Origin of the sequence: Microbacterium jejuense, assembly GCF_039544225.1 — a bacterium.
Lineage (GTDB): Bacteria > Actinomycetota > Actinomycetes > Actinomycetales > Microbacteriaceae > Microbacterium > Microbacterium jejuense.
The window spans coordinates 21,575-43,501 of the sequence record NZ_BAABLG010000013.1 but is presented as its reverse complement, the minus strand read 5'-3'; the positions used below and the strand labels follow the sequence as shown (position 1 = coordinate 43,501).

The following is a 21,927-nucleotide window of genomic DNA, read 5'->3' as shown; positions in this document are numbered from 1 at the left end:
CCTCGTGCTTACAGCGCCGCGGCGGCCGCGATGCTCTCGCGGGCGGCGTCGACGACGTGGTCGGCGGTGATGCCGAACTTCTGGAACAGGGTCTTGTAGTCGGCGGATGCGCCGAAGTGGTCGATCGCGACGGAGCGGCCGGCGTCGCCGACGATGCCGCGCCATGTGAGCGCGGAGCCGGCCTCGACCGACACGCGCGCCTTGACGGCGGCGGGCAGCACCGTCTCGCGGTACGCCTCGTCCTGCTCGGCGAACCACTCCAGCGACGGTGCCGACACGACGCGGGCGTTCACGCCCTCGGCGGCGAGCGTCTCGCGCGCCGAGACGGCGAGCTGCACCTCGGAGCCGGTGGCGATGAGGATCACGTCGGGCGTGCCGCCGGGCGCCTCGGCGAGGATGTACGCGCCCTTGGCGACGCCGTCGGTCGACGCGAACACGTCGCCCGAGGCCTCGCCGTCGCCGCGCGCGAACACCGGGATGTTCTGGCGGGTGAGCGCGATGCCCGAAGGGCCGCCCTGGCGGCGGACGATCTCCAGCCACGCGGCCGAGGTCTCGTTCGCGTCGGCCGGCCGCACCACGGTGAAGTTGGGGATGGCGCGCAGCGTCGCGAGCTGCTCGATCGGCTGGTGCGTGGGGCCGTCCTCGCCGAGGGCGACGGAGTCGTGCGTCCACACGAAGATCGACGGGATGTCCATCAGTGCGGCCAGACGCACCGACGGGCGCATGTAGTCGCTGAAGATCAGGAACGTGCCGCCGAACGGACGCGTCGGACCGTGCAGCTTGATGCCGTTCACGATCGCGCCCATGGCGTGCTCGCGGATGCCGAAGTGCAGCACGCGGCCGTACGGGTCGCCCGACCACTCGTGGGTGGACCACTCGGACGGGATGAACGACTTCGCGTCCTTGATGGTGGTGAGGTTCGATTCGGCGAGGTCGGCCGAGCCGCCCCACAGCTCCGGCAGCACCGCGGCCAGCGCGTTGATGACGGTGCCCGATGCGGCGCGCGTGGACACGTCCTTGCCGGCCTCGAACGAGGGGAGGGCGGATGCCACGTCCGCCGGCAGCTCGCCCGCCTCCAGACGGTCGAACAGCGCCTTGCGCTCGGGGTTGGCCGCGGCCCACGCGTCGAACGACTCCTGCCAGACGGCGCGCTCCTCGGCGGCGCGGTCCTTCAGCGCACGCGTGTGCGCGATGACGTCGCCTGGGACGACGAAGGACTGCTCGGGGTCGAAGCCGAGCACCTTCTTGGTCGCTGCGAGCTCGTCGGCGCCGAGGGCGGAGCCGTGGATCTTGCCGGTGTTCTGCTTGCCGGGCGACGGCCAGCCGATGATGGTGCGCAGGATGATGAGCGACGGCTTGGCCGTCTCGCCCTTCGCGGCCTCGATGGCGGAGTGCAGCTCGGCGACGTCCTCGACGTACTGGCCGGTCTTCTTCCAGTCCACGACCTGCACGTGCCAGCCGTAGGACTCGTAGCGCCTGGCGACATCCTCGGTGAAGGCGACGTTGGTGTCGTCCTCGATCGAGATCTGGTTCGAGTCGTAGATCGCGATGAGGTTGCCGAGCGCCTGGTGCCCGGCGAGCGAGGACGCCTCGGAGGTGACGCCCTCCTGCAGGTCGCCGTCGCCGGCGATGACGTACACGAAGTGGTCGAACGGCGAGGTGCCGGCGGCGGCGTCCGGATCGAACAGGCCGCGCTCGTAGCGGGCGGCGTACGCGAAGCCGACGGAAGAGGCGAGGCCCTGGCCCAGCGGGCCGGTCGTGATCTCGACGCCCTTGGTGTGGCCGTACTCGGGGTGGCCCGGCGTGAGCGAGCCCCACGTGCGCAGCGCCTTCAGGTCGTCGAGCTCGAGCCCGAAACCGCCGAGGTACAGCTGCACGTACTGGGTCAGCGAGGAGTGGCCGGCCGACAGGATGAACCGGTCGCGGCCCACCCAGTGCGTGTCAGCGGGGTCGTGGCGCAGGACGCGCTGGTAGAGGAGGTATGCCGCGGGGGCGAGGCTCATCGCCGTCCCCGGGTGGCCGTTGCCGACCTTCTCCACGGCGTCCGCCGCGAGGACGCGGGCGGTGTCCACCGCGCGCCGATCGATCTCTTCCCAACGCAGTTCCGACACCCAGGCGCCTTTCTCGAGGAGGTGCGCCCGGCAGATGGCCGATTCGCGGCCCTTGTCCGGATGGAGAAGGGGAGATCGGCGGCGGGCGCGCGTGTGTTCAGCATAGCGAAGCGGTATGCCGCCCAGGCCATGCGAGCCGTCAATGTGACAGAGTCTTGCGAACCCGATTGCGCGCGCGGTCACCGGCGGGTGACGCGTTCGTCACGATCCGCTCACTCCGTCGTCCGCTCCGATGTGATCGGTAACAGGGTCGAGGGCGTCCGGCTCGGGCCGGGCGGGGCGGGCGTGACCCTATGCCCTAGACTTGGGGGGAATCTGCAGGCGGCGATTGCGGGGGCCATGGACATCACGAAGACGGCCGGGGACGAGGCATCCACGCTCGACGCACCCCGCCGGACTCGCCAGGGATTCGGTCGCACCGTCAAGGCGTATGTCGCCCTGATGAAGCCGCGCGTCCTCGAACTGCTGCTGGTGACCACCGTGCCGGTGATGATCCTCGCGCAGGGCGGCTTCCCGAGCCTGTGGCTCATCATCGCGACAGTCATCGGCGGCACCGCGAGCGCCGGCTCCGCGGCGGCATTCAACATGTACCTCGACCGCGACATCGACGCGCACATGCAGCGGACGGTCAACCGTCCGCTCGTCACCGGCGAGGTCTCTCCCCGCGGCGCCCTGATCTTCGCGTGGTCGCTCGCCGTGTTCTCGACGGTGTGGCTGTGGCTCACCACGAACTGGCTGGCCGCGACCCTGTCGGCGGTCGCCATCTTCTTCTACGTCGTCATCTACACGATGATCCTCAAGCGCCGCACCGAGCAGAACATCGTGTGGGGCGGCATCGCCGGCTGCTTCCCGGTGCTGATCGGCTGGACGGCCGTGACCGGCTCGCTCGCGTGGCCGCCGGTCATCCTGTTCGCGCTGGTCTTCCTGTGGACGCCGCCGCACTACTGGCCGCTGTCGATGAAGTACAAGGACCAGTACGAGAACGTGGACGTCCCGATGCTCGGCGCGACCCGCGCCGGCTCGCAGGTGGGCCTGCAGGTCATCCTCTACGCGTGGGCGACGGTCGTCTGCTCGCTGCTGCTGATCCCGGTCGCCGACATGGGCCTGGTCTACACGGTGTCCGCCGTGGTGTTCGGCGGCTGGTTCATCTACGAGTCGCACGTGCTCTACAACCGCGCGGTGCGCGGCACCGAGCCGCGGCCGATGCGCGTGTTCCACGCGTCGATCACGTACCTCACGCTGCTGTTCGTCGCGATCGCGATCGACCCGCTGCTGCCGTTCTGATCCTGAGCCCGCGGCGGTCAGCCCGCCCCGGTGGCGTCGAGGAACGTCAGCACGGCCCGCACACGCCGGTTCTCGGTGTCGGAGGGCGAGATCGCGAGCTTCGTGAAGATGCTCGTGACGTGGCTCTCGACCGTGCGCTCGGTCAGCCACAGCCGTGCGGCGATCCCCGCGTTCGTCAGGCCCTCGGCCATGAGCGCGAGCACCTCGCGTTCCCGCGCGCTCAGCGGGTCGAGCCGTCCCTCGGCGGCGCGCGCACCCACCAGCCGGGCGACGACCTCCGGGTCCAGCGCCGTGCCGCCCTGGCGAACGCGCTCGAGCGTGTCGAGGAACTCGTCGAACGCGAGCACACGATCCTTCAGCAGATAGCCGAAGCGGCCGCGGGGGAGCAGCTGCATCGCCTGCCGCGCCTCGATGTGCTGCGACAGGAGCACGATCCCGACAGCGGGGTCGTGGTCGCGGATCGCGACGGCTGCCCGGGCGCCATCGTCGGTGCCGCCCGGCGGCATGCGGATGTCGAGCACGACGACGTCCGGCTGCAGCGTCCGCGCCAGTTCGACCGCGCCGAGCGCGTCGCCGCAGGTCCCGACCACGTCCTGACCGGCGTCGGTCAGCAGCCGTGCGAGCCCCTCGCGGAACAGAGCGGAGTCCTCGGCGATCATGACGCGCACGGAAGATCCGCCTCCAAAGCCGTTCCGGCGCCGGTGAGCGAGTCGATGCGCAGCGCGCCGCCGACGGCACGGACGCGATCGGCCAGCCCGGCCAGTCCGCCTCCGGGGCGCGCGGTGGCGCCGCCGGTGCCGTCGTCGGTCACGCGCACCCGCAGGAACTCGCCGGCACGGATGACCGACACCGACACCTGGGCCGCGTGGGCGTGCTTGATCGCGTTCGCGATGCCTTCGCTCGCCACGTAGTACGCGGTCGTCGCCACGACATCGGGGATCTCCTGCAGGTCCAGGCCCACTTCGACCGGCACGGCCGATGCGCTGGAGAGGTCGGCGAGTGCGGCGGCCAGCCCGTCGTCGAGTCGGCTCGGGCGCAGACCGTGCGCGACGGCGCGGAGCTCTGCGATGGATGCCGCGACCGCCGCGACCGCTTCGTCGAGGGCGTGCGCGATATCGAGCTCGCCACGGGTCTCGCGCCGCTGCGCCAGCCGTAGCGACATTCCGAGGCTCACCAGGCGCTGCTGGGCGCCGTCGTGGAGGTCGCGCTCGAGCCGGCGACGTTCGTCGGTCTCGGCCGTCATCAGGCGTCGTCTGCTCTGCTCGGCCTCCCGCAGGGCGCGGGCGAGCTGGGCGCGCTGCCGGACGAGCTCGATGAGCGGCGCCGCGGCGTCGACGATACGCTGCGGTACGCCTTGGTCGGCACGGACGATCGTGGCGATGCGAGCCCCGCCGATCTTGACGGCGGTCGGCATGTCGCAGCCCTCGGGAGACCTGCCCGGACCCGGATCGACGACGGGGGCGAACTCGACGGTGAGCTCCGGGTCGCCGAGCCCTGATCGGAGCACGGCCACGACGCGCTCGGGTGGAGCCGCGCCGCGGTGCACGTCGGCGAGCAGTCGTCGCAGCGCGTCGACGGTTCGCTCCGCGCGCGGGAAGAGGACGGCGGCCGTCGCACGCTCCAGCGGCCGCCGCAGCAGCATCACCGTCAGGACGGCGACGGCGGAGGCGACGGAGGCGATGGCGACCGCGCCGCTGGTGGGCACGAGGTCCGCGAGGGCCGTGGCGGCCGCGACGACTCCGAGCACGGCGAGCAGCAGCACGCACCAGGACACGACGCGCACGATCCAGAGGTCGACGTCCGCGTCCGCCGTCAGCAGGGCGGCGCCGATCGAGAGCGGGATCGCGAAGCAGAAGGCGGCGATCGCCGCCAGGACGGCATCCGTCCCTCCCCACAGCAGGTACGACGCCCAGCAGGCCAGGAGCGCCAGCGGGACGACCGCCGCGGCGATCACGAGCCAGCGGAGCCGGCGCCGCATGATCCCGGTGGCGCGACGGTACCGCAGCAGCGTCGAGACCGCGCTCGCCACCAGGCATGCCAGGAAGAGGGGGAGCAGTGCCAGTGCGACCACACCCGCCCCGGGCAGGACGCCCCACGGGTGCGGTGCTTCCGCGAACGGCGCGGGATAGGCGTCCGGCGCGACCACGACCAGCAGGTCGAACACGACCCCGACCCCGACCACGGTCCACGCCGTGACGCGGTCGAAGACGTTCTCGAAGCGGCCGGTGGGAAAGAGCAGCAGCACCCACACCCACGGCGCGTACAGCACCATCCACCATCCGGCCGACGTCGCGATCAGCACGGCCGGAGTCGGCAGCCCGACAGCCGCCGCCCCTCGCAGATACGTGTCCGTGGCGGCAGCCACGACGATCCCGAGGCCCGCCGCCGCCAACGCGGTCCCGACCGACAGCCCCGTGCGCCAGGCCACCGCCGGCCCGAGGACGAGCGCGGGGATCGCGATCGCGATGGCGAAGGTGAGCCATGCCGCACCGGACGAGGACGCCGCGACGCCCACCACCCCGATCCCGATCATGGGCAGGGCGAGGAGCGCGACGGTCGTCGCGGTCACGGCATTGCGCGGCGCGGGGCCGGAGGTGCGCTCCACGGCACCAGGGTAGGGCGCGCCGGTTCCGCGCGACATCGTGGAAACCCCGCACAGCGACCTGTGGTCGCCCGCGATGCGGGCCGCTGCTCGGAGCGGGATGCTCGTGCTGCCGGCGTGGACCGGCCGCCGAGGACGACGCAGCGGGTGTCAGCCGGCGTGAGCGAGGAGGGGACCATGGGTGTCGAGACCATGCCGGCCGGCGACCGGACGATCGAGGAGCGTGGGCGCCGCTGGCGTCCGTTCTGGCGGTGGACGGCGGCGATCGCGCTGCCGATCGGGCCGCTGTCGATCCTGGCGGGGCGCACGATCCTGCCGTACTGGACGGATGATCCGCCCGAGAGGATCGCGACGGCCGTCATCGAGAACCGGGGGCTCATGGAAGCCATCGGCTGGCTCGGGCTGGTGGCTGCGCCGGCGATGCTGCTGGGCGCACTCACACTCGGCTACCTCGCTCGCCGCGGGGCGCCGCTGCTCGCGACAGCCGGCGCCGCGCTGACGTTCGTGGCCTTCGCGAACTGGTCGGCGGCGGGCAACTCCGATCTGCTCGCGCAGACCATGGCCGATGCCGGATACGACGTGTCGGACATCACCCGCATCGGCACCGCGATGTCGGAGTCGGCGATCGGCAGCTTCACGGGCATGTTCTGGGTCGTCGGGCACATCCTGGGGATGGTGCTGCTCGGCGTCGCCCTGGGCCGGGCGCACGTCGTCAACTGGTGGGTCGCGGGTGCGCTGATCGTGTCGCAGCCGATGCATCTCGTCTCGGCCATCATCCTGCCGTCGCGGTGGCTCGATGCCACGGCGGGCTGGGGGTTCACGGCCCTCGCCTTCGTCGTCGTCGCGGTCGTGGTGGCGCGCATGCCCGACGACGACTGGGACCTCTGGCCTGTGCGATGACGGACTCGATGTCGAGCCCCTGTCGATTCCGGCAGGGGCTCGTTCGTCGGTGTGATGAGAGGCACAATGCCTTTCGACGACGAAGGAGGACACGATGGCGCAGTACCTGATCCTGATCTATGGCGACGAGGCGCGATGGGATGCGCTCACCGCCGAGGGCATGCGAAAGATCGACGAGGGGCACCGCGCGTTCCGCGAGCGGGCCGGCGGGGCGATCCTGTCGTCGGGCGAGCTGGAACCGAGCCGCATGGCGACCACCCTCCGCGCGGGCGGTGAGCGTCCGCTTGTGACTGACGGACCCTTCCTGGAGACCAAGGAGGTGCTCGGCGGCTTCTACGTCGTCGACGTGCCCGATCTCGATGCGGCGCTGGCCCTCGCCGCGCTGCTGCACGAGGCGGCCGAGGACCACAGCGGCGTGCAGGTGCACCCCCTCGTCGACCACGGGTGACGAGAATGGATGCCGCCGGCCCGGGCCCCCTCGTCGGTGATGTGCCGACCGTGCTCGCGGCCGCGCATCGCGAGGAGTGGGCGGCGGTGGTCGCCGCGACCGCGCGCCTGACCGGAGACCTCGACCTCGCCGAGGAGTGCACCCAGGAGGCGTTCGCCCGGGCGGTCGAGGTGTGGCCGGCTCGCGGCATCCCGGATCGTCCCGGTGCGTGGCTCACGACCGTCGCCACGAACCGTGCGCGCGACGTGATGCGGCGGGAGGCGGCGCTGCGACGGCGTCTCCCGCTGCTGGTGCCCGAGGCCGAGACCGAGGACGATCCGGCGTGGCACGCGGACGACCGGCTGCGGCTCATCTTCACCTGCTGCCACCCCGCGCTCGCGCGCGAGGCGCAGGTCGCCCTGACGCTGCGCCTCGTTTGCGGCGTGTCGACCGCCGACATCGCGGCGGCGTTCCTCGTGGGCGAGCCCACGATGGCGGCGCGCCTCACGCGCGCCAAGCGCAAGATCGCGGCGGCGCGCATCCCGTTCCGCATCCCCGACGCCGAAGAGCTCCCCGCCCGGGTGTCGGTCGTATGCGATGTGCTGCACCTCGTGTTCACAGTCGGGCATGCGCCGCCGTCGGGCGACGCGACGGTGCGCGTGGACCTCGTGGATGAGGCCGTCGCCCTGACCCGCATGGTCCACGCGCTGCTGCCGAGGGACCGCGAGGTCGACGGCCGGCTGGCCCTCATGCTGCTGACCGATGCGCGCCGGGACACCCGCGACGAGCTGCTGCCCGATCAGGACCGCACGCGATGGGATCGCGCGCTGATCGACGAGGGACTCGCGTTGCTCGCCGACGCGGCCGAGGGCCCCGTCGACCACTTCGCGCTGTCGGCCGCGATCGCCGCCGTCCACGCGCAGGCGCCCACGTGGGACGACACGGACTGGGCGCGCATCGTCGACCTCTACGGCCTGCTCTCGCAGGTGTGGCCGAGCCCGGTCGTCGCGCTCAACAGCGCGGTGGCGGTCGGGATGCGGGACGGCCCCGACGCCGGCCTCACCGCGGTCGATGCCGTCGCCGCCGAACCTGCGCTGCAGCGCTACCCGTACCTGCCCGCTGCGCGCGCCGCGTTCCTGGCCGGGCTCGGCCGCTGGAGCGAGGCCGCGGACGCCTACGCCGAGGCGGCGACCCTCGCCGGCACCCTCGCCGAGCGCGAACGCCTGCAGGCGCAGACCGCCGACGCGCGGTCGCGCGCCGGCTGTGGATAACTCGGGAGGCCCCGCGCGCGCTCCGGTTACGGTGGACGGATGATCCTGCGCGCGACGACGGCGACCCTCGGGCTTGCGGCAGCCGTCGTGATGCTGAGCGGATGCCTCGCCCCCGCGCCGGAGCCGACGCCGACGCCGACCGCGGTGTTCGCGAGCGAGGACGAGGCGTTCGCGGCGGCGGAGGAGACGTATCGGGCTTATGTGGATGCAGGCAATGCGCGACGCAATGATCCACAGTCGCAGCCCGACCCTCAGTCGTTTCTCGTTGGAGATGCACTCGAACGGGACATTGACTCTCGTCGGGAGCTCGAGGAGCTGGGACTTCATCTTGATGGTCCCTCGACTGTGACGACGGTCAACGGAGTCTCGGCGGATCTGGTCACCGGCGATGTGCTGATCGAAGGCTGCTACGACTCCACCGCGGCGCGCGTGCTCAACGAATCGGGGGCGGATGTAACAGCTGCCGATCGCGATCCAACCGTGATGGTTGAGATCGAGATCACGCCGTCCGGCGGCGAGCGAAAGATCTCCAGTATGAGACCCGTCGATGGCGATCCATGTTGAGTCGCCTCATCCTGAGCGCCGCCGCGACCCTCCCATTCATGCTGGCGATCGTCTCACCCGGAGGAGCGGTCATGTTGGCGTCAAACGCCTGCTCGGATGCGGATTACGTCACGGGCGTCTGTCGTACGGCAACCAACGACGGCACAAAGGTCGACATCAGTGCGTCTACGGACTACGCGAACGCGAATGTGAGCGCACCTGCTTACGAAGGCGACTCCACCCACACTCCCGAGATCATCTACGCTCCCGACACCGGCAGAATCTGTGACACCCCTGATGCGACGTGCCTGCGGCAGGACGTCCCGGCCGATCCGGTGGCGGCTGCGGGCTTCCCGGCTGTCACGCTGGCCGACCTCGCGTCGTTCCGGCCGACGACACCGCAGCTGACGGGGGAGCCGCTCGGGTTCGGGGTCGTGCGGATGCCGACGAACTTCGTGGCCGCGGCATCCGCTCAAGAGATCGCCGGCGTGCTGCTCGGGTATCCCGTGACGGTCCGGTTCATCCCCGTCGCGTATGTCTTCACCTACGGCGACGGGCAGACCCGGCGCGCGACGACGGGAGGGGTCGCCTGGACGACGTCGGGGAGCCCGCAGTTCACGCCGACCGAGACCAGCCACGTCTATCGGGAGCGGGGTGTGTACTCCTCGAGCGTCGCGGCCGAATACACCGCAGCCGTCGACTTCGGCGCCGGCTGGCAGGCCGTGGACGGCGTCGTCACGGCCCGCACCGGGGACTATCCGGTGCAGGTGGTCGAGGTGCGCACCGCGCTCGTCGAGCACACGTGCGCCGAGGACCCGCACGCCGCCGGCTGCGGCTGAGTCCGCCCGACGCCACCACGGGAACGACGAAGCCGCAGGCCCGGAGGCCTGCGGCTTCGAAGTTCAGCGTCAGCGCGCGGCGACGGGCTCCGCGTCGGCGGCCGGCTCGGCCTCGACGGCCGGCTCGGCGTCCACCGCGGGCTCCGCGTCGAGCGCGTCGGTCTCGGACTGCCAGTCGATGGGCTCGACGACCTCGACCGGGGCGACCGGACGCAGCGTCGCGATGGCGGCGATCGCGAGAGTCAGCAGGACGCCCACGATGCCGGCGCCCAGCAGCACGGTGCCGGCGGTGGCGACGGACTGGCCGACGTAGACGTCGACGGCCGTCGCCGTGTTGTCGGTGAGGACCGCGGTCATCGAGCTCAGCTTGGACGTGAGCAGGTATGCGCCGCCGGCCGCTGTTCCCAGCGACACGACGAGAAGGCCCCAGAACGGGATGCTGCGGACGAGACGGGGACGGGTGGACATGTGTCGATCACTCCTCGAAGGTCGCGACCCGGGTGGCCGCGGCATCCACGATGACAGCACCGTCCGTGCGGCACCCATGCGGACCCTATGCGTTCCCTGTGCGACGGCGAGCGGCGCGCGTCACTCGCCGGCCGCGGCCAGACGCTTCAGATGCATGACGACGGCCGTCATGATCGCGACCGAGATCGCCGCGATCACCATGTGCACGCCGACGGCGAGCGGCGGAAGGTCGTTGCGCGCCTGATACAGGCCGACGCCGATCTGCACCAGCTCGATCACGAGGAGCGCGATCGTCCAGCGCTGGAACGCGCGCGCCGCGGGTCCTGCGATCGACGAGCCGATCACCAGCACGAGGGTGAGCGCGAACAGCGCGTACGCCGGCCAGGAGTGCACGTGCTCGAGCAGTGTGGCGTCGAACCCGTTGCGCAGCGTCACCTCGGGGTCTCCGGAGTGGGGGCCCGCGCCCGTGGTGAGCACGCCGATGAACACGGTGATCGCCAGGAACAGCGACGTGACGTGCGTCACGATCGACAGCCAGCGCGGCACGGCGAGCTCGCGCGGTCCGACCGGCTGACCCATCCGCGCGACGAAAGCGGCCGAGACGCCCACCAGCACGAGCGAGACGATGTAGTGGAACGACACCAGGTTCGGGTGCAGGTCGAAGATGACCAGGATGCCGCCCACCGCGGCCTGCAACAGCACGCCGCCGAAGATGATCCAGGCCATGGTCCACAGGTCGCGCCGCTCACGCCGGATCTGCGAGATCAGCACGATCACGGCGACCGCCGCGAGGCCGACGAAGAACGACAGCCCGCGGTTCCCGAACTCGATCAGGCTGTGGTAGCTCTGCTCGGCCGTGGGGAAGAGCGAATCCGGCGTGCACAGCGGCCACTCGCAGCCGAGGCCCGAATCGGTCAGCCGCACGGCGCCGCCGGTGCCGACGATCGCGATCTCGAGCACGAGCGAGATCCAGGCCGCGACGCGCACGCGCGTGTCGACCCGGTCGGGGAGCCACTGGCGCAGTCGCTGCCACATACCGGGCGCGGTGGTCGTCGAGTGGTCCGCGGACATCCTGGTGATCGCCTCCAGAGAGAGGCTCCGAACGCCGCGTATGACGGACGGCGCGCGTCCGTGACGGGGTGGAACCTGTAGAATCGAGGGGTCGGACGCAAACGACTCGGATCTGTGGATCACAGACGTGAGGCGCAGCGCACCACCGACAGTCTAGGCGCGATCTCTGCGCCGCTTTGAGAGGGTCCGACGAGCGGTATCCACCCTTGGTAACTCCACCGGGGGAACCGGAATGCCGGGGCGGATGACACCGCAGGACCCGGAGGAGAACGTGACGATGACTGATGTGCTGATCGATCGCCCCGAACTGGACGGGCTCGGTGTCTACGAGTTCGGCTGGCACGATCCCGATGCCGCCGGTGCGAGCGCCAAGCGAGGCCTGAGCGAAGCTGTCGTTCGCGACATCTCGGCCCTCAAGGCCGAGCCGGAGTGGATGCTGAAGACCCGTCTGAAGGGTCACCAGCTCTTCGGCCGCAAGCCGATGCCGACGTGGGGCGCCGACCTCAGCGAGATCGACTTCGACAACATCAAGTACTTCGTGCGCTCGACCGAGAAGCAGGCGCAGTCGTGGGAAGACCTTCCCGAAGACATCCGCAACACGTACGAGAAGCTCGGCATCCCCGAGGCCGAGCGTGCGCGCCTGGTCGCCGGCGTCGCCGCGCAGTACGAGTCCGAAGTGGTCTATCACCAGATCAACGAGGAGCTCGAGCGCCAGGGCGTCATCTTCATGGACACCGACACCGCGCTGCGCGAGCACCCCGAGTTCTTCGAGGAGTACTTCGGCACCGTGATCCCCGCCGGCGACAACAAGTTCGCCGCGCTCAACACCGCGGTCTGGTCGGGCGGGTCGTTCGTCTACGTGCCGCCGGGCGTGCACGTCGAGATCCCGCTGCAGGCGTACTTCCGCATCAACACCGAGAACATGGGGCAGTTCGAGCGGACGCTGATCATCGCCGACGAGGGCTCGTACGTCCACTACATCGAGGGCTGCACCGCCCCGATCTACAAGTCGGACTCGCTGCACTCGGCCGTCGTCGAGATCATCGTGAAGAAGAACGCCCGCGTGCGCTACACGACGATCCAGAACTGGTCGAACAACGTCTACAACCTGGTCACCAAGCGCGCCGTGGCGCACGAGGGCGCGACCATGGAGTGGATCGACGGCAACATCGGCTCGAAGGTCACGATGAAGTACCCGTCGATCTTCCTGATGGGTGAGCACGCGAAGGGCGAGACCCTGTCGGTCGCCTTCGCCGGCCCCGGTCAGCACCAGGACGCCGGCGCCAAGATGATCCACATGGCGCCCTACACGCAGTCCTCGATCGTCTCGAAGTCGATCGCCCGCGGCGGCGGCCGCGCCGGCTACCGCGGCGAGGTCCGCGTCGACGCCAACGCGCACCACTCGGCCAACACCGTCCGCTGCGACGCGCTGCTGGTCGACACGATCTCGCGCTCCGACACGTACCCGGCGATCGACATCCGCGTCGACGACGTGCAGCTGGGCCACGAGGCGACGGTCTCGAAGGTCAGCGAAGAGCAGCTGTTCTACCTGATGAGCCGCGGTCTTCCCGAAGACGAGGCCATGGCCATGATCGTGCGCGGCTTCATCGAGCCGATCGCCCGCGAGCTGCCCATGGAGTACGCGCTCGAACTCAACAAGCTCATCGAGATGGGCATGGAAGGATCCGTCGGCTAGATGAGCCCCACCACTGAGGCCCCCACCATTCCCGGCGCGAAGGGCCACACCGATGGCGCCGGCGCATTCGTGCCGGTTCAGACTCGCTCCGAGCGCTTCCGCTCCACCGACCCCGCCGCCTTCGAGGCGCCCACGGGTCGCGAGGTCAACTGGAAGCACACGCCCGTCCAGCGCCTGCAGCGCCTGTTCGCGGACGCTGCCGGCGACGCCGGCGCCGTCTCGCTGGCCGTGACCGGTCCGGTCGCCGGAGCCGGTCTCGCGATCGGCGCCGCGCCGCGCGGCGAGGTGTTCGTGCCCGAGGACCTGCCCGCCGCCGTGGCGTGGTCGCGGTCCGCCGAGGCGCTCTACGTCTCCATCCCGGCCGAGGCCGAGCTCGACGAACCCGTCGTGATCGAGGTCGTCGGCGGGGGAGCAGACCTCGTCGCCCACGCTCACATCGTGGTCGAGGCATCGCGTCACAGCCGTGCGACAGTCGTCCTGCGCCACACCGGCAGCGCCCAGTTCGCCCAGAACGTCGAGGTCATCGTCCGCGAGGGCGCACACCTCGAGCTCGTGACGGTGCAGCGCTGGGAGGACGACGCGGTGCACGCGGCATCCCACCAGGCCCGCGTCGACCGCGACGCGACGCTCCGCCACGTCGTCGTCAGCTTCGGCGGCGGGGTCGTGCGGGTCAACCCGAGCGTCGAGCTCGCCGGCGCCGGCTCGCGTGCCGAGCTGTACGGCCTCAGCTACTCCGACTCGGGGCAGCACCTCGAGAGCCAGGTGTACCTGCACCACAAGGGCGCCGAGACCACCGGCGACGTGCTCTACAAGAGCGCGCTGCAGGGCGAGGCCGCACGCACCGTGTGGATCGGCGACGTGCTGATCGGACCGGATGCCGTCGCGACGGACTCGTACGAGGCGAACCGCAACCTGGTGCTCACCGAGGGTGCGCGCGCCGAGTCGATCCCGAACCTCGAGATCGAGACGGGCGACATCCGCGGCGCCGGCCACGCCAGCGCCACCGGACGCTTCGACGACGAGCAGCTGTTCTACCTGCAGGCCCGCGGCATCCCCGAGCCCGAGGCGCGGCGCCTCGTCGTGCTCGGCTTCCTCGCCGAGATCGTGCAGAAGATCGGCGTGGCCGACCTCGAGTCCGAGCTGTTCGCCGCCATCGAGGAAGAGCTCGCCAAGGAGGACCTGCGATGACCGCCCAGCGTGCCTGCGCCCTCAGCGACCTCGTGCAGGACGAGGCCCGCCGGGTCGAGATCGACGGCGTCCCCATGGCTGTCGTGCTCGACTCGAACGGCGAGGTCCACGCGATCGGCGACACCTGCACCCACGGCGACATCTCGCTGTCGGAGGGCTTCGTCGACGGCGATTCGCTGGAGTGCTGGGCGCACGGCTCGGCATTCTCGCTGCGCACCGGCAAGCCCCTCAACCTCCCCGCGTACGAGCCGGTTCCGGTGTTCGCGGTCACGGTCGACGGCGATGACGTGCTCATCGATCCGTCCGTCAAGCTCGAAGTGAACTGAAGAAGGTAACGAAGAATGTCTGTCCTCGAGATCCGCGACCTCCACGTGACGGTCGAGACGGATGCCGGCACCACGCCCATCCTCAACGGCCTGTCGCTGACGATCCGCACGGGTGAGACCCACGCCATCATGGGCCCCAACGGCTCGGGCAAGTCGACCCTCGCGTACACGATCGCCGGCCACCCCAAGTACAACGTCACGAGCGGTGAGATCACGCTCGACGGCGAGGACGTCCTGGCGATGTCGGTCGACGAGCGCGCCCGCGCCGGCCTGTTCCTCGCGATGCAGTACCCGGTCGAGATCCCCGGCGTCACGGTCACCAACTTCCTGCGCACCGCGAAGACCGCGATCGACGGCGAGGCGCCCTCGATCCGCACGTGGACGAAGGACGTCAAGTCGTCCATGAAGAACCTGCGCATGGACCCCAAGTTCGCGCAGCGCAACGTCAACGAGGGCTTCTCGGGCGGCGAGAAGAAGCGCCACGAGATCCTCCAGCTGGAGCTCCTCAAGCCGCAGATCGCGGTGCTCGACGAGACCGACTCGGGCCTGGACGTCGACGCGCTCAAGATCGTGTCGGAGGGCGTCAACCGCGCCAAGGCCGAGACCGACCTGGGTGTGCTGCTCATCACGCACTACACGCGCATCCTGCGCTACATCCACCCCGACTTCGTGCACGTCATGGTGAAGGGCCGCATCGTCGAAGAGGGCGGCCCCGAGCTCGCCGAGCGCCTCGAGGACGAGGGCTACGACCGTTTCCTGCCCGAGGGCGAGGAAGAGACGGCCGAAGCCCCCGTGGGCAGCGAAGCGTAGGATCGTTCCTATGACGGCCACCCTCACGCCCGAGAAGTACGACGAGGTCACCGAGGCCCTCAAAGACGTCATGGACCCCGAACTGGGGATCAACGTCGTCGACCTCGGCCTCATCTACGACCTCGCGTGGGATGACGAGAACGACGCGCTGGTCATCCACATGACGCTGACATCGGCGGGCTGCCCGCTCACCGACGTGCTCGAAGAGCAGACGGCGCAGGCGCTGGACGACATCGTCGAGCGGTTCCGCATCAACTGGGTGTGGATGCCGCCGTGGGGCCCTGAGCGGATCACCGATGACGGGCGCGACATGATGCGCGCGCTCGGCTTCGCGATCTGACACCTCCCGGACCTCTCGCGACGGTTGACGCGCCCTCCCGGGCATCTGCCACACTCGGCACATGTCGGGGAACAAGAGGCGTGTCGTGTCCGCGGTCGGCATCGCCGTCCTGATCCTGTCCGCCGCGACGGGCTGCACGTTCGCCGACGCGTCGACCCAGAGCACCCCGGCGCCGACCACGACGGTCGATCCGGATCCCGGCAGGGACGCCCTCGCGACGGTGACGCGCGCCCAGGTGGAGGCCGCGGTCGACGACCTCCCCGACGCCGTCGAGGCGGCGATGGACGCCTCAGGCACCCCGGGGATCGCGGTCGGCGTGGTCTACCAGGGCGAGGTGCTGTACGCCGACGGGTTCGGTGTGAGGGACGTCGACAGCGGTGAGCCCGTCGACGCCGACACGGTGTTCGCCCTCGCCTCGGTCTCGAAGTCGATCGGCTCCACCGTCGTCGCCCGTGCCATCGACGAGGGCTACGTGACGTGGGAGACACCGGTCGCCGACCATCTCGACGGCTTCACGCTGTCGGACCCGTACGTCGGCGCGCACGTGACGATCGCCGACATGTACGCCCACCGGTCGGGCCTCTACAAGCACGCCGGCGACGAGCTGGAAGAGATCGGGTACGACCGCGCCACGATCCTCCAGCGGCTGAGCCTGATCCCGCTGGCGCCGTGGCGCTCGTCCTACGCCTACGGCAACTTCGACATCACCGCGGCGGGGGAGTCCGTCGCCCGCGCCGCCGGGGAGGACTGGGCCGACCTCTCGGAGCGTCTGCTCTACGAGCCGCTGGGGATGACCTCGACGAGCTCGCGGTACGCGGACCTTCAGTCGCGCGAGAACCGCGCGATGGGCCACATGAAGCGGGGCGACGAGTGGGTCGTGACACCCGATCAGCGCCAGCCCGACGAGCAGTCCCCGGCGGGCGGGGTGAGCTCGAACGTCACCGACCTCACGACCTGGCTGTCGATGCTGCTCGCAAGCGGCGAGCACGACGGGGAGCGGTTCATCGACGCCGACTCGCTCGTCCCGGCGATGTCGCCGCAGATCGTCGGGTCACCGCCGCCGTCGTTCGGGTCGCGCGCCGGCTACTACGGCTATGGCTTCAACGTGGGCACGACGGCGGGCGGTCTTGTCGACGTCAACCATTCGGGGGCGTTCCTGCTGGGCACCGGAACGGTGTTCAAGCTGCTTCCGGCCGCGGGGCTCGGCATCGTCGTGCTCTCGAACGCCTCGGCCAACGGCGTGCCCGAGAGCATCGCGGCGCGGTTCCTCGACATCGCGCAGTTCGGCTCGGAGCGCCGCGACTGGCTGCCGCTGTTCATGGGCGTCTTCGAGGGGGAGTCCGAGCCGTTCGGCTCGCTCGTCGGTGAGACGCCCCCTTCCGGCGCCGAACCGGCCCAGGCACTCGACACGTACGCCGGGACGTACGCGAACGACTACTTCGGCCCGGCGACAGTCGCGGTGGTCGACGGCGCGCTGGAGCTCTGGCTCGGCCCGGCCGGGCACTGGCCGCTGGAGCACTGGGCGGGCGACGAGTTCGTCTTCCGGCCGTTCAGCGAGAACGCCCCGCCGGGATCGATCTCGAAGGCGTCGTTCGACGGCGACTCCCTCGTGCTCGAGTACTTCGATCAGCACGACCTGGGCACCTTCATACGGTGACTCACTCGGCGCCCCCTCGGCCGCCGGCTCGATAGGCTCGGACGGTGAGCGTCACCCCCCTGCAGGCCCTACCGGTCGATCAGCTTCGTCAGCGCAGCAGCACGAAGTGGCGCACGTACCCCGAGGACGTGCTTCCGCTCTTCGTGGCCGAGACGGACTTCGCGCCCGCGCCCGAGGTGACTGCTGCGCTGTTGCGCGCCGTCGAGCTCGGCGACACGGGCTACACGCCGCCGGACCCCGGCATCACGACCTCGTTCGTCGGATTCGCCGAGCGCCGCTTCGGGTGGACGGTCGATCCCGCGCGGATCCGCACGACGTGCGACGTCATGATGGGCGTCGTCGAACTGCTGCGCCAGGTGACGGCCCCGGGCGACCGGGTGATCGTGACGCCGCCGGTGTACCCGCCGTTCTACGACTGCATCCCCGAGGCGGGCGCCGTGGTCGAGCGCGTGCCGCTCATCGACACCGGTGACGCCTGGGAGCTCGACCTCGCGGGCATCGAAGCCGCGCTTGCGGACGGCGCCCGTGCCGTGCTGCTGTGCAACCCGCACAATCCGACCGGCACCGTCCACTCCCGCGAGAGTCTCGCCGCCCTCGCGGCCATCGTCGAGGCGCACGGTGCCGTCGTGGTCAGTGACGAGATCCACGCCCCGCTCGTGAACCGCGGCGCCGTCTTCACGCCCTTCCTTGCGGCCTCGCCCGCCGCGGCACGCGTCGGCTACGCGGTCGGCAGCGCCAGCAAGGCCTTCAACACCGCGGGCCTCAAGTGCGCGCTCATGGTGACCGCCGACGATGCGACGACCGCCGTCGTGCGCGCGCTGCCGGCCGAGGTGGAGTGGCGAACGGGGCTCTTCGGCGCCATCGCCGCCGTCGCCGCGTTCTCGCCCGAGAGCGACGCGTGGCTCGACGCCCAGCTGGCCGCCCTCGACGAGAACCGCGTGCTGCTGGCCGAGCTGCTCGCCGAGCACGTGCCGGGGGCGCGCTACCGGATCCCGGACGCCGGATTCCTGGCATGGATCGACCTGTCCGCGCTGGACTGGGGCGACAATCCGGCCGCGAAGATCCTGCGTGAGGCGAAGGTCGCCCTGCACTTCGGACCGCACTTCGGCGACGAGGGCAAGGGGCACGTGCGCCTGAACTTCGGCTGCTCGCCCGAGGTGCTGCGCGCGGCAGTGACGCGTCTCGGCGCGCTCGCGCGATCGTGAGCGCAGACACCGACACCGGCATCTGGCACGCGCGCTACGTCTGGGTGACCGTCGGCGCGATCGCGCTGATCTTCCTCGCCGCGATGCAGTCGCTGGCGGTGACCACGGTGATGCCCGTGGTCAGCGCCGACCTCGACGGCGACCGGCTGTACGCCGTCGCTTTCGCCGGCACCCTCGCCACGAGCGTCATCGGCATGGTGGTCGTCGGCGCGTGGTGCGACCGCGGGGGAGTCCTCGCACCGCTGTCGACCGCGGTGGCGCTGTTCGTCGTCGGCCTGGTGATCGCCGGACTCGCGCTCACGATGCCCGTGCTCGTCGCCGGACGGCTCGTGCAGGGTCTCGGGACGGGAGGGCAGACCGTCGCGCTGTACGTCGTGGTGGCGCGCGTGTACCCGGGGCTCCTCCACGGGCGCGTGTTCGCGGCCTTCTCGGCGGCGTGGGTGGTGCCCTCGCTCATCGGCCCGTTCCTCGCCGGTGCGGTCGCCGAGTACCTGCACTGGCGCTGGGTGTTCCTCGGCGTCGCCGGGCTCACCGTCGTCGCCTTCGCGATGGTGGTGTCGCGCCTGTACGGGCTGCCGCTGCACACCGACCAGCCCGCGACCGGGCGCATCGCGCCGCGTGTCGCATGCGCTGTCGCGGTCGCCGCCGGAGCGCTCGGACTGAGCCTCGCGGGAGAGCTCGGAGCGTGGTCGTGGGCGGGGGTGGCGGCATCCATTCTCGTCATCGGACTGGCCGCACGGCCGCTGCTGCCGCGCGGCACGCTGCGTGCCGCGAGAGGGCTGCCGAGCGTCGTGCTCATGCGCGGCCTCATCGCCGGAGCGCTGTTCGGCGCCGAGATCTACGTGCCGTACCTGCTCATCGACGGCTACGACTTCTCGCCGACGTTCGCCGGCCTCGGGCTGACCGCCGCGGCACTCGCGTGGGCCGTCGCGGCCGACGTGCAGGGCCGGTTCGGCGACCGCATCGGCAACACCCGCATCACGCTCATCGGCACGGCGCTGCTGGTCGCGGCGCTGGGGTTCGCGCTGCTGACGGCACTGCTCGACCTGCACCCCGCCGTGCTGATCGCCGGCTGGGGCTTCGCGGGCGCCGGCATGGGTCTGATGTACCCGCGGCTCACGGTGCTGACCCTCGCGTACTCGACGCCGCAGAACCAGGGCTTCAACTCGTCGGCGCTGTCGATCTCGGACTCCGTCGGATCGGCGTCGTCCATCGCCGTGATGGGGCTCGTGTTCACCGCCCTGGCGGGCGCGGGCGCCGGGTTCCCGGCCGTGTTCGCGATCGCGGCGGCGCTGGCGCTCGGCGCGCTGGTCCCGGGTCTGCGCCTCGGGCATGCGCACGAGGTGGCGCGCTGACGCCGGGGGGAGTGCGGGTCAGTTCTCCGCGCGGCCCAGACGCCAGTAACCCATGAAGGCCACGGCGCGGCGGTCGACGCCGTGCTCCGAGACGAGGTGGCGGCGCAGCGCCTTGATGACGCCGGCCTCTCCCGCCAGCCACGCGTACAGGCGCGCGCTCTTGAGTGCCGCTCCGCCCTTCGCGGTGCGCGGCACCTCCCACAGGATGTCGGTGTCGATGTCGATCTCTTCGACGTCTCCGCCGGCGCCGGCAGGGGCGAGCTCGGCCGCGGCAGCCGTCACCGCCGACATCAGGTGGGCGTGCCGACCGCTGTCTCCGCGCGCACCGATGCGGTATTCGAATCCCGGATGCCGCGGCAGATACGCCGCATCGTCCGCATGCGGAAGCTCCACCGCCACGACGCCCCGGGCATCGCGGGGCAGCTGCTCGAGGATCGCCGCGATCGCGGGCGCGGCCGTCTCATCGCCGGCCAGCAGGATCGCGTCCACCTGCGCGGGCGGCACGAAGTCGATGCCGAAGCTGACGCCGCGGTGGCCGGTGGTCGGGGCGAGGATCAGCACCTCGTCGCCCACGGCGGCGTTCGCGATCCACTCCGACGCCGGACCGAGCACGTCGTGCGACACCATGTCGACGTCGACCTCGCTCACGTGATTGCGCACGTACCGCGTCGTGTAGGTGCGGAACGGCGGACGCTGCTCGTCGGGAAGCTCCCGCCACTGTGCGTACCAGTCGTCGCCGAGAGGCATGGCCTCCAGCGGCGCCGTCGCCGCGGGGAACACGATCTTCACCCGCTGGTCGAGCCCGGGGTCGCCGTACTCGGCCAGATCGTCGCCGCCGAAGGTGAAGCGGCGGAAGCTCGGCGTCACATCGGCCACCGCGGTGACGCGGGCGCGGAAGAAGCGGTACGGCACGTCGGTCTCAGCCATCGATGGCTCCAGTCAGGATCGGCTCAGCGGCCGGGCGGGGCTCGGGCCAGGATTCGGCAGGGCGGAACGAGCGCACGGAATCCTCCGGGGGAGCGTTAGGTAAGGGTGCCCTAAGAGGCGGGCTGGTAAGGGCAACCTTATCAGCGTCCTCGCCGATCGCGAATCCGGATCCCCGTCGAACGGAGGCGACGCGAAAGCCCCGGCCGTCGAGGCCGGGGCTTTCTCGGAGTGGATGCCGCGGTCCGCGGCATCCGGTCAGTCCTTGGTCTTGTCCACCGCGCGCACGAGCGCCCACGCGCCGGGGATGATGGCCGCCGCCAGAGCGGCCTTGACGAGCCCGCCGACGATGAACGGAAGCAGGCCCACCTCGAGCAGGGCGCCGAACGAGTAGTCCAGCCCCATCACTGCGTTGAGGATCATCGCCATGTAGGGGATACCGAAGACGAAGGGGACGGCGCTGGCGATGGCGAAGCCGATGAAGGCGAGCCACGGCTTGCGATCCCACGCACGCTCGGCGAACCAGCCGGCGACGAACGCCGAGACGATGAAGCCGATCACGAAGCCGAAGCTCGGCTTGCCGACCGCGGCGATCGTGCCCGTGAATCCCGCGAACACGGGCAGTCCCGCGAGGCCCGCGAGCATGTACGTCGTCAGGGCCGCGGCGCCCCGCCAGGCGCCGAGGGCTGCGCCCACGACGATGACGCCGAGCGTCTGACCGGTGATGGGCACGGGCCACAGCGGGATCTCGACCTGTGCGAGGAGTGCGACGATCGCGGCGCCGGCGACGACCAGGGCGGCGTCGAGGGCGAACGCGCGGCTGCGCGAGGACGGGCGGGCGATGACGTCGGCGAGCACGCGACGGGTGCCGGCGGACGCGGCCGGGGCGGCGGCGATGGATGACATGGCC

At 70.8% G+C, this 21,927-nt stretch carries 21 protein-coding genes; 14 read left to right on the top strand and 7 right to left on the bottom strand.

The window, feature by feature from the left end:
* Positions 1–8 precede the first annotated feature (8 nt).
* A complete protein-coding gene (gene tkt, locus ABEA46_RS19185; protein ID WP_345546898.1) occupies positions 9–2,111 on the bottom strand; it encodes a transketolase in 2,103 nt (700 codons plus the stop codon).
* A 339-nt stretch (positions 2,112–2,450) separates the two neighbouring features.
* Here tkt and ABEA46_RS19180 point away from each other — a divergent pair, with 339 nt between their 5' ends.
* Positions 2,451–3,395, top strand: coding sequence for a heme o synthase (locus ABEA46_RS19180; protein ID WP_345546897.1), 945 nt, complete (start codon positions 2,451–2,453; stop codon positions 3,393–3,395).
* A gap of 17 nt (positions 3,396–3,412) precedes the next feature.
* On the opposite strand, the gene ABEA46_RS19175 is transcribed toward ABEA46_RS19180, so the two are convergent.
* Positions 3,413–4,054 carry a response regulator transcription factor gene (locus tag ABEA46_RS19175; RefSeq protein ID WP_425563235.1) on the bottom strand — a complete coding sequence of 214 codons (642 nt, stop codon included), beginning with the start codon at positions 4,052–4,054 and terminating at the stop codon, positions 3,413–3,415.
* On the bottom strand, positions 4,051–6,000 hold the full coding sequence (locus ABEA46_RS19170; protein WP_345546894.1) for a sensor histidine kinase: 1,950 nt from the start codon (positions 5,998–6,000) through the stop codon (positions 4,051–4,053). Before ABEA46_RS19170 ends, ABEA46_RS19175 begins: the two co-directional genes overlap by 4 nt.
* 174 nt (positions 6,001–6,174) lie before the next feature.
* Between ABEA46_RS19170 and ABEA46_RS19165 the strand changes: the two genes are divergently transcribed.
* The 5 genes from ABEA46_RS19165 (at position 6,175) to ABEA46_RS19145 (ending at position 9,977) form a co-directional block, all read left to right on the top strand.
* Entirely contained in the window at positions 6,175–6,897 is a 723-nt protein-coding gene (locus tag ABEA46_RS19165) for a hypothetical protein (RefSeq protein WP_345546892.1), read from the top strand.
* Positions 6,898–6,991: 94 nt separating this feature from the next.
* Positions 6,992–7,345, top strand: coding sequence for a YciI family protein (locus ABEA46_RS19160; protein ID WP_345546890.1), 354 nt, complete (start codon positions 6,992–6,994; stop codon positions 7,343–7,345).
* A gap of 5 nt (positions 7,346–7,350) precedes the next feature.
* Positions 7,351–8,595, top strand: coding sequence for an RNA polymerase sigma factor (locus ABEA46_RS19155; protein ID WP_345546889.1), 1,245 nt, complete (start codon positions 7,351–7,353; stop codon positions 8,593–8,595).
* A gap of 39 nt (positions 8,596–8,634) precedes the next feature.
* Positions 8,635–9,159, top strand: a complete 525-nt coding sequence (locus tag ABEA46_RS19150) for a hypothetical protein (protein ID WP_345546887.1) — start codon at positions 8,635–8,637, stop codon at positions 9,157–9,159.
* Between the two features lie 188 nt (positions 9,160–9,347).
* A complete protein-coding gene (locus ABEA46_RS19145) occupies positions 9,348–9,977 on the top strand; it encodes a hypothetical protein (RefSeq protein ID WP_345546886.1) in 630 nt (209 codons plus the stop codon).
* Between the two features lie 69 nt (positions 9,978–10,046).
* Here the strand turns inward: ABEA46_RS19145 and ABEA46_RS19140 are convergent, their stop codons facing one another.
* Both ABEA46_RS19140 and ABEA46_RS19135 read right to left on the bottom strand, forming a co-directional pair.
* Entirely contained in the window at positions 10,047–10,445 is a 399-nt protein-coding gene (locus tag ABEA46_RS19140) for a dinucleotide-utilizing enzyme (RefSeq protein WP_345546885.1), read from the bottom strand.
* A gap of 120 nt (positions 10,446–10,565) precedes the next feature.
* Positions 10,566–11,516, bottom strand: a complete 951-nt coding sequence (locus ABEA46_RS19135; protein ID WP_345546883.1) for a COX15/CtaA family protein — start codon at positions 11,514–11,516, stop codon at positions 10,566–10,568.
* 277 nt (positions 11,517–11,793) lie between these two features.
* On the opposite strand from ABEA46_RS19135, the gene sufB reads away from it, so the two are divergent.
* The 8 genes from sufB to ABEA46_RS19095 all read left to right on the top strand — a co-directional run bounded on the left by sufB (position 11,794) and on the right by ABEA46_RS19095 (position 20,093).
* A complete protein-coding gene (gene sufB, locus ABEA46_RS19130; RefSeq protein ID WP_345546881.1) occupies positions 11,794–13,212 on the top strand; it encodes a Fe-S cluster assembly protein SufB in 1,419 nt (472 codons plus the stop codon).
* Entirely contained in the window at positions 13,213–14,400 is a 1,188-nt protein-coding gene (sufD, locus tag ABEA46_RS19125) for a Fe-S cluster assembly protein SufD (RefSeq protein WP_345546879.1), read from the top strand.
* Positions 14,397–14,726 carry a non-heme iron oxygenase ferredoxin subunit gene (locus ABEA46_RS19120; RefSeq protein WP_018170655.1) on the top strand — a complete coding sequence of 110 codons (330 nt, stop codon included), beginning with the start codon at positions 14,397–14,399 and terminating at the stop codon, positions 14,724–14,726. Before sufD ends, ABEA46_RS19120 begins: the two co-directional genes overlap by 4 nt.
* A 15-nt stretch (positions 14,727–14,741) precedes the next feature.
* Positions 14,742–15,536, top strand: a complete 795-nt coding sequence (gene sufC, locus ABEA46_RS19115; protein WP_345546877.1) for a Fe-S cluster assembly ATPase SufC — start codon at positions 14,742–14,744, stop codon at positions 15,534–15,536.
* 10 nt (positions 15,537–15,546) lie between these two features.
* Positions 15,547–15,876: a metal-sulfur cluster assembly factor gene (locus ABEA46_RS19110; RefSeq protein ID WP_045298811.1), complete on the top strand. Its 330-nt coding sequence runs from the start codon at positions 15,547–15,549 to the stop codon at positions 15,874–15,876.
* A 61-nt stretch (positions 15,877–15,937) separates the two neighbouring features.
* Positions 15,938–17,533, top strand: a complete 1,596-nt coding sequence (locus ABEA46_RS19105) for a serine hydrolase (protein WP_345546875.1) — start codon at positions 15,938–15,940, stop codon at positions 17,531–17,533.
* A gap of 44 nt (positions 17,534–17,577) precedes the next feature.
* The gene (locus tag ABEA46_RS19100; protein WP_345546873.1) at positions 17,578–18,738 is read left to right on the top strand and encodes a MalY/PatB family protein; all 1,161 of its coding nucleotides are present in this window, start codon (positions 17,578–17,580) and stop codon (positions 18,736–18,738) included.
* On the top strand, positions 18,732–20,093 hold the full coding sequence (locus tag ABEA46_RS19095) for an MFS transporter (protein ID WP_425563234.1): 1,362 nt from the start codon (positions 18,732–18,734) through the stop codon (positions 20,091–20,093). The genes ABEA46_RS19100 and ABEA46_RS19095 overlap by 7 nt, the downstream gene beginning before the upstream one ends.
* A gap of 18 nt (positions 20,094–20,111) precedes the next feature.
* Here the strand turns inward: ABEA46_RS19095 and ABEA46_RS19090 are convergent, their stop codons facing one another.
* Positions 20,112–21,020, bottom strand: a complete 909-nt coding sequence (locus ABEA46_RS19090) for a siderophore-interacting protein (protein WP_345546869.1) — start codon at positions 21,018–21,020, stop codon at positions 20,112–20,114.
* Between the two features lie 255 nt (positions 21,021–21,275).
* Positions 21,276–21,923, bottom strand: coding sequence for a biotin transporter BioY (locus tag ABEA46_RS19085; RefSeq protein WP_345546867.1), 648 nt, complete (start codon positions 21,921–21,923; stop codon positions 21,276–21,278).
* Between the last annotated feature and the right edge of the window lie 4 nt (positions 21,924–21,927).

Excerpts from the sequence above, each read along its gene's own strand:
- sufB (WP_345546881.1), top strand. The coding sequence starts at position 11,794 with ATGACTGATGTGCTGATCGATCGCCCCGAACTGGACGGGCTCGGTGTC.
- sufC (WP_345546877.1), top strand. The coding sequence starts at position 14,742 with ATGTCTGTCCTCGAGATCCGCGACCTCCACGTGACGGTCGAGACGGAT.
- ABEA46_RS19090 (WP_345546869.1), bottom strand. The coding sequence starts at position 21,020 with ATGGCTGAGACCGACGTGCCGTACCGCTTCTTCCGCGCCCGCGTCACC.
- ABEA46_RS19140 (WP_345546885.1), bottom strand. The coding sequence starts at position 10,445 with ATGTCCACCCGTCCCCGTCTCGTCCGCAGCATCCCGTTCTGGGGCCTT.
- sufD (WP_345546879.1), top strand. The coding sequence starts at position 13,213 with ATGAGCCCCACCACTGAGGCCCCCACCATTCCCGGCGCGAAGGGCCAC.
- ABEA46_RS19175 (WP_425563235.1), bottom strand. The coding sequence starts at position 4,054 with ATGATCGCCGAGGACTCCGCTCTGTTCCGCGAGGGGCTCGCACGGCTG.
- ABEA46_RS19165 (WP_345546892.1), top strand. The coding sequence starts at position 6,175 with ATGGGTGTCGAGACCATGCCGGCCGGCGACCGGACGATCGAGGAGCGT.
- ABEA46_RS19150 (WP_345546887.1), top strand. The coding sequence starts at position 8,635 with ATGATCCTGCGCGCGACGACGGCGACCCTCGGGCTTGCGGCAGCCGTC.
- ABEA46_RS19160 (WP_345546890.1), top strand. The coding sequence starts at position 6,992 with ATGGCGCAGTACCTGATCCTGATCTATGGCGACGAGGCGCGATGGGAT.
- ABEA46_RS19105 (WP_345546875.1), top strand. The coding sequence starts at position 15,938 with ATGTCGGGGAACAAGAGGCGTGTCGTGTCCGCGGTCGGCATCGCCGTC.
- ABEA46_RS19110 (WP_045298811.1), top strand. The coding sequence starts at position 15,547 with ATGACGGCCACCCTCACGCCCGAGAAGTACGACGAGGTCACCGAGGCC.
- ABEA46_RS19155 (WP_345546889.1), top strand. The coding sequence starts at position 7,351 with ATGGATGCCGCCGGCCCGGGCCCCCTCGTCGGTGATGTGCCGACCGTG.
- ABEA46_RS19135 (WP_345546883.1), bottom strand. The coding sequence starts at position 11,516 with ATGTCCGCGGACCACTCGACGACCACCGCGCCCGGTATGTGGCAGCGA.
- ABEA46_RS19180 (WP_345546897.1), top strand. The coding sequence starts at position 2,451 with ATGGACATCACGAAGACGGCCGGGGACGAGGCATCCACGCTCGACGCA.
- ABEA46_RS19085 (WP_345546867.1), bottom strand. The coding sequence starts at position 21,923 with ATGTCATCCATCGCCGCCGCCCCGGCCGCGTCCGCCGGCACCCGTCGC.
- ABEA46_RS19120 (WP_018170655.1), top strand. The coding sequence starts at position 14,397 with ATGACCGCCCAGCGTGCCTGCGCCCTCAGCGACCTCGTGCAGGACGAG.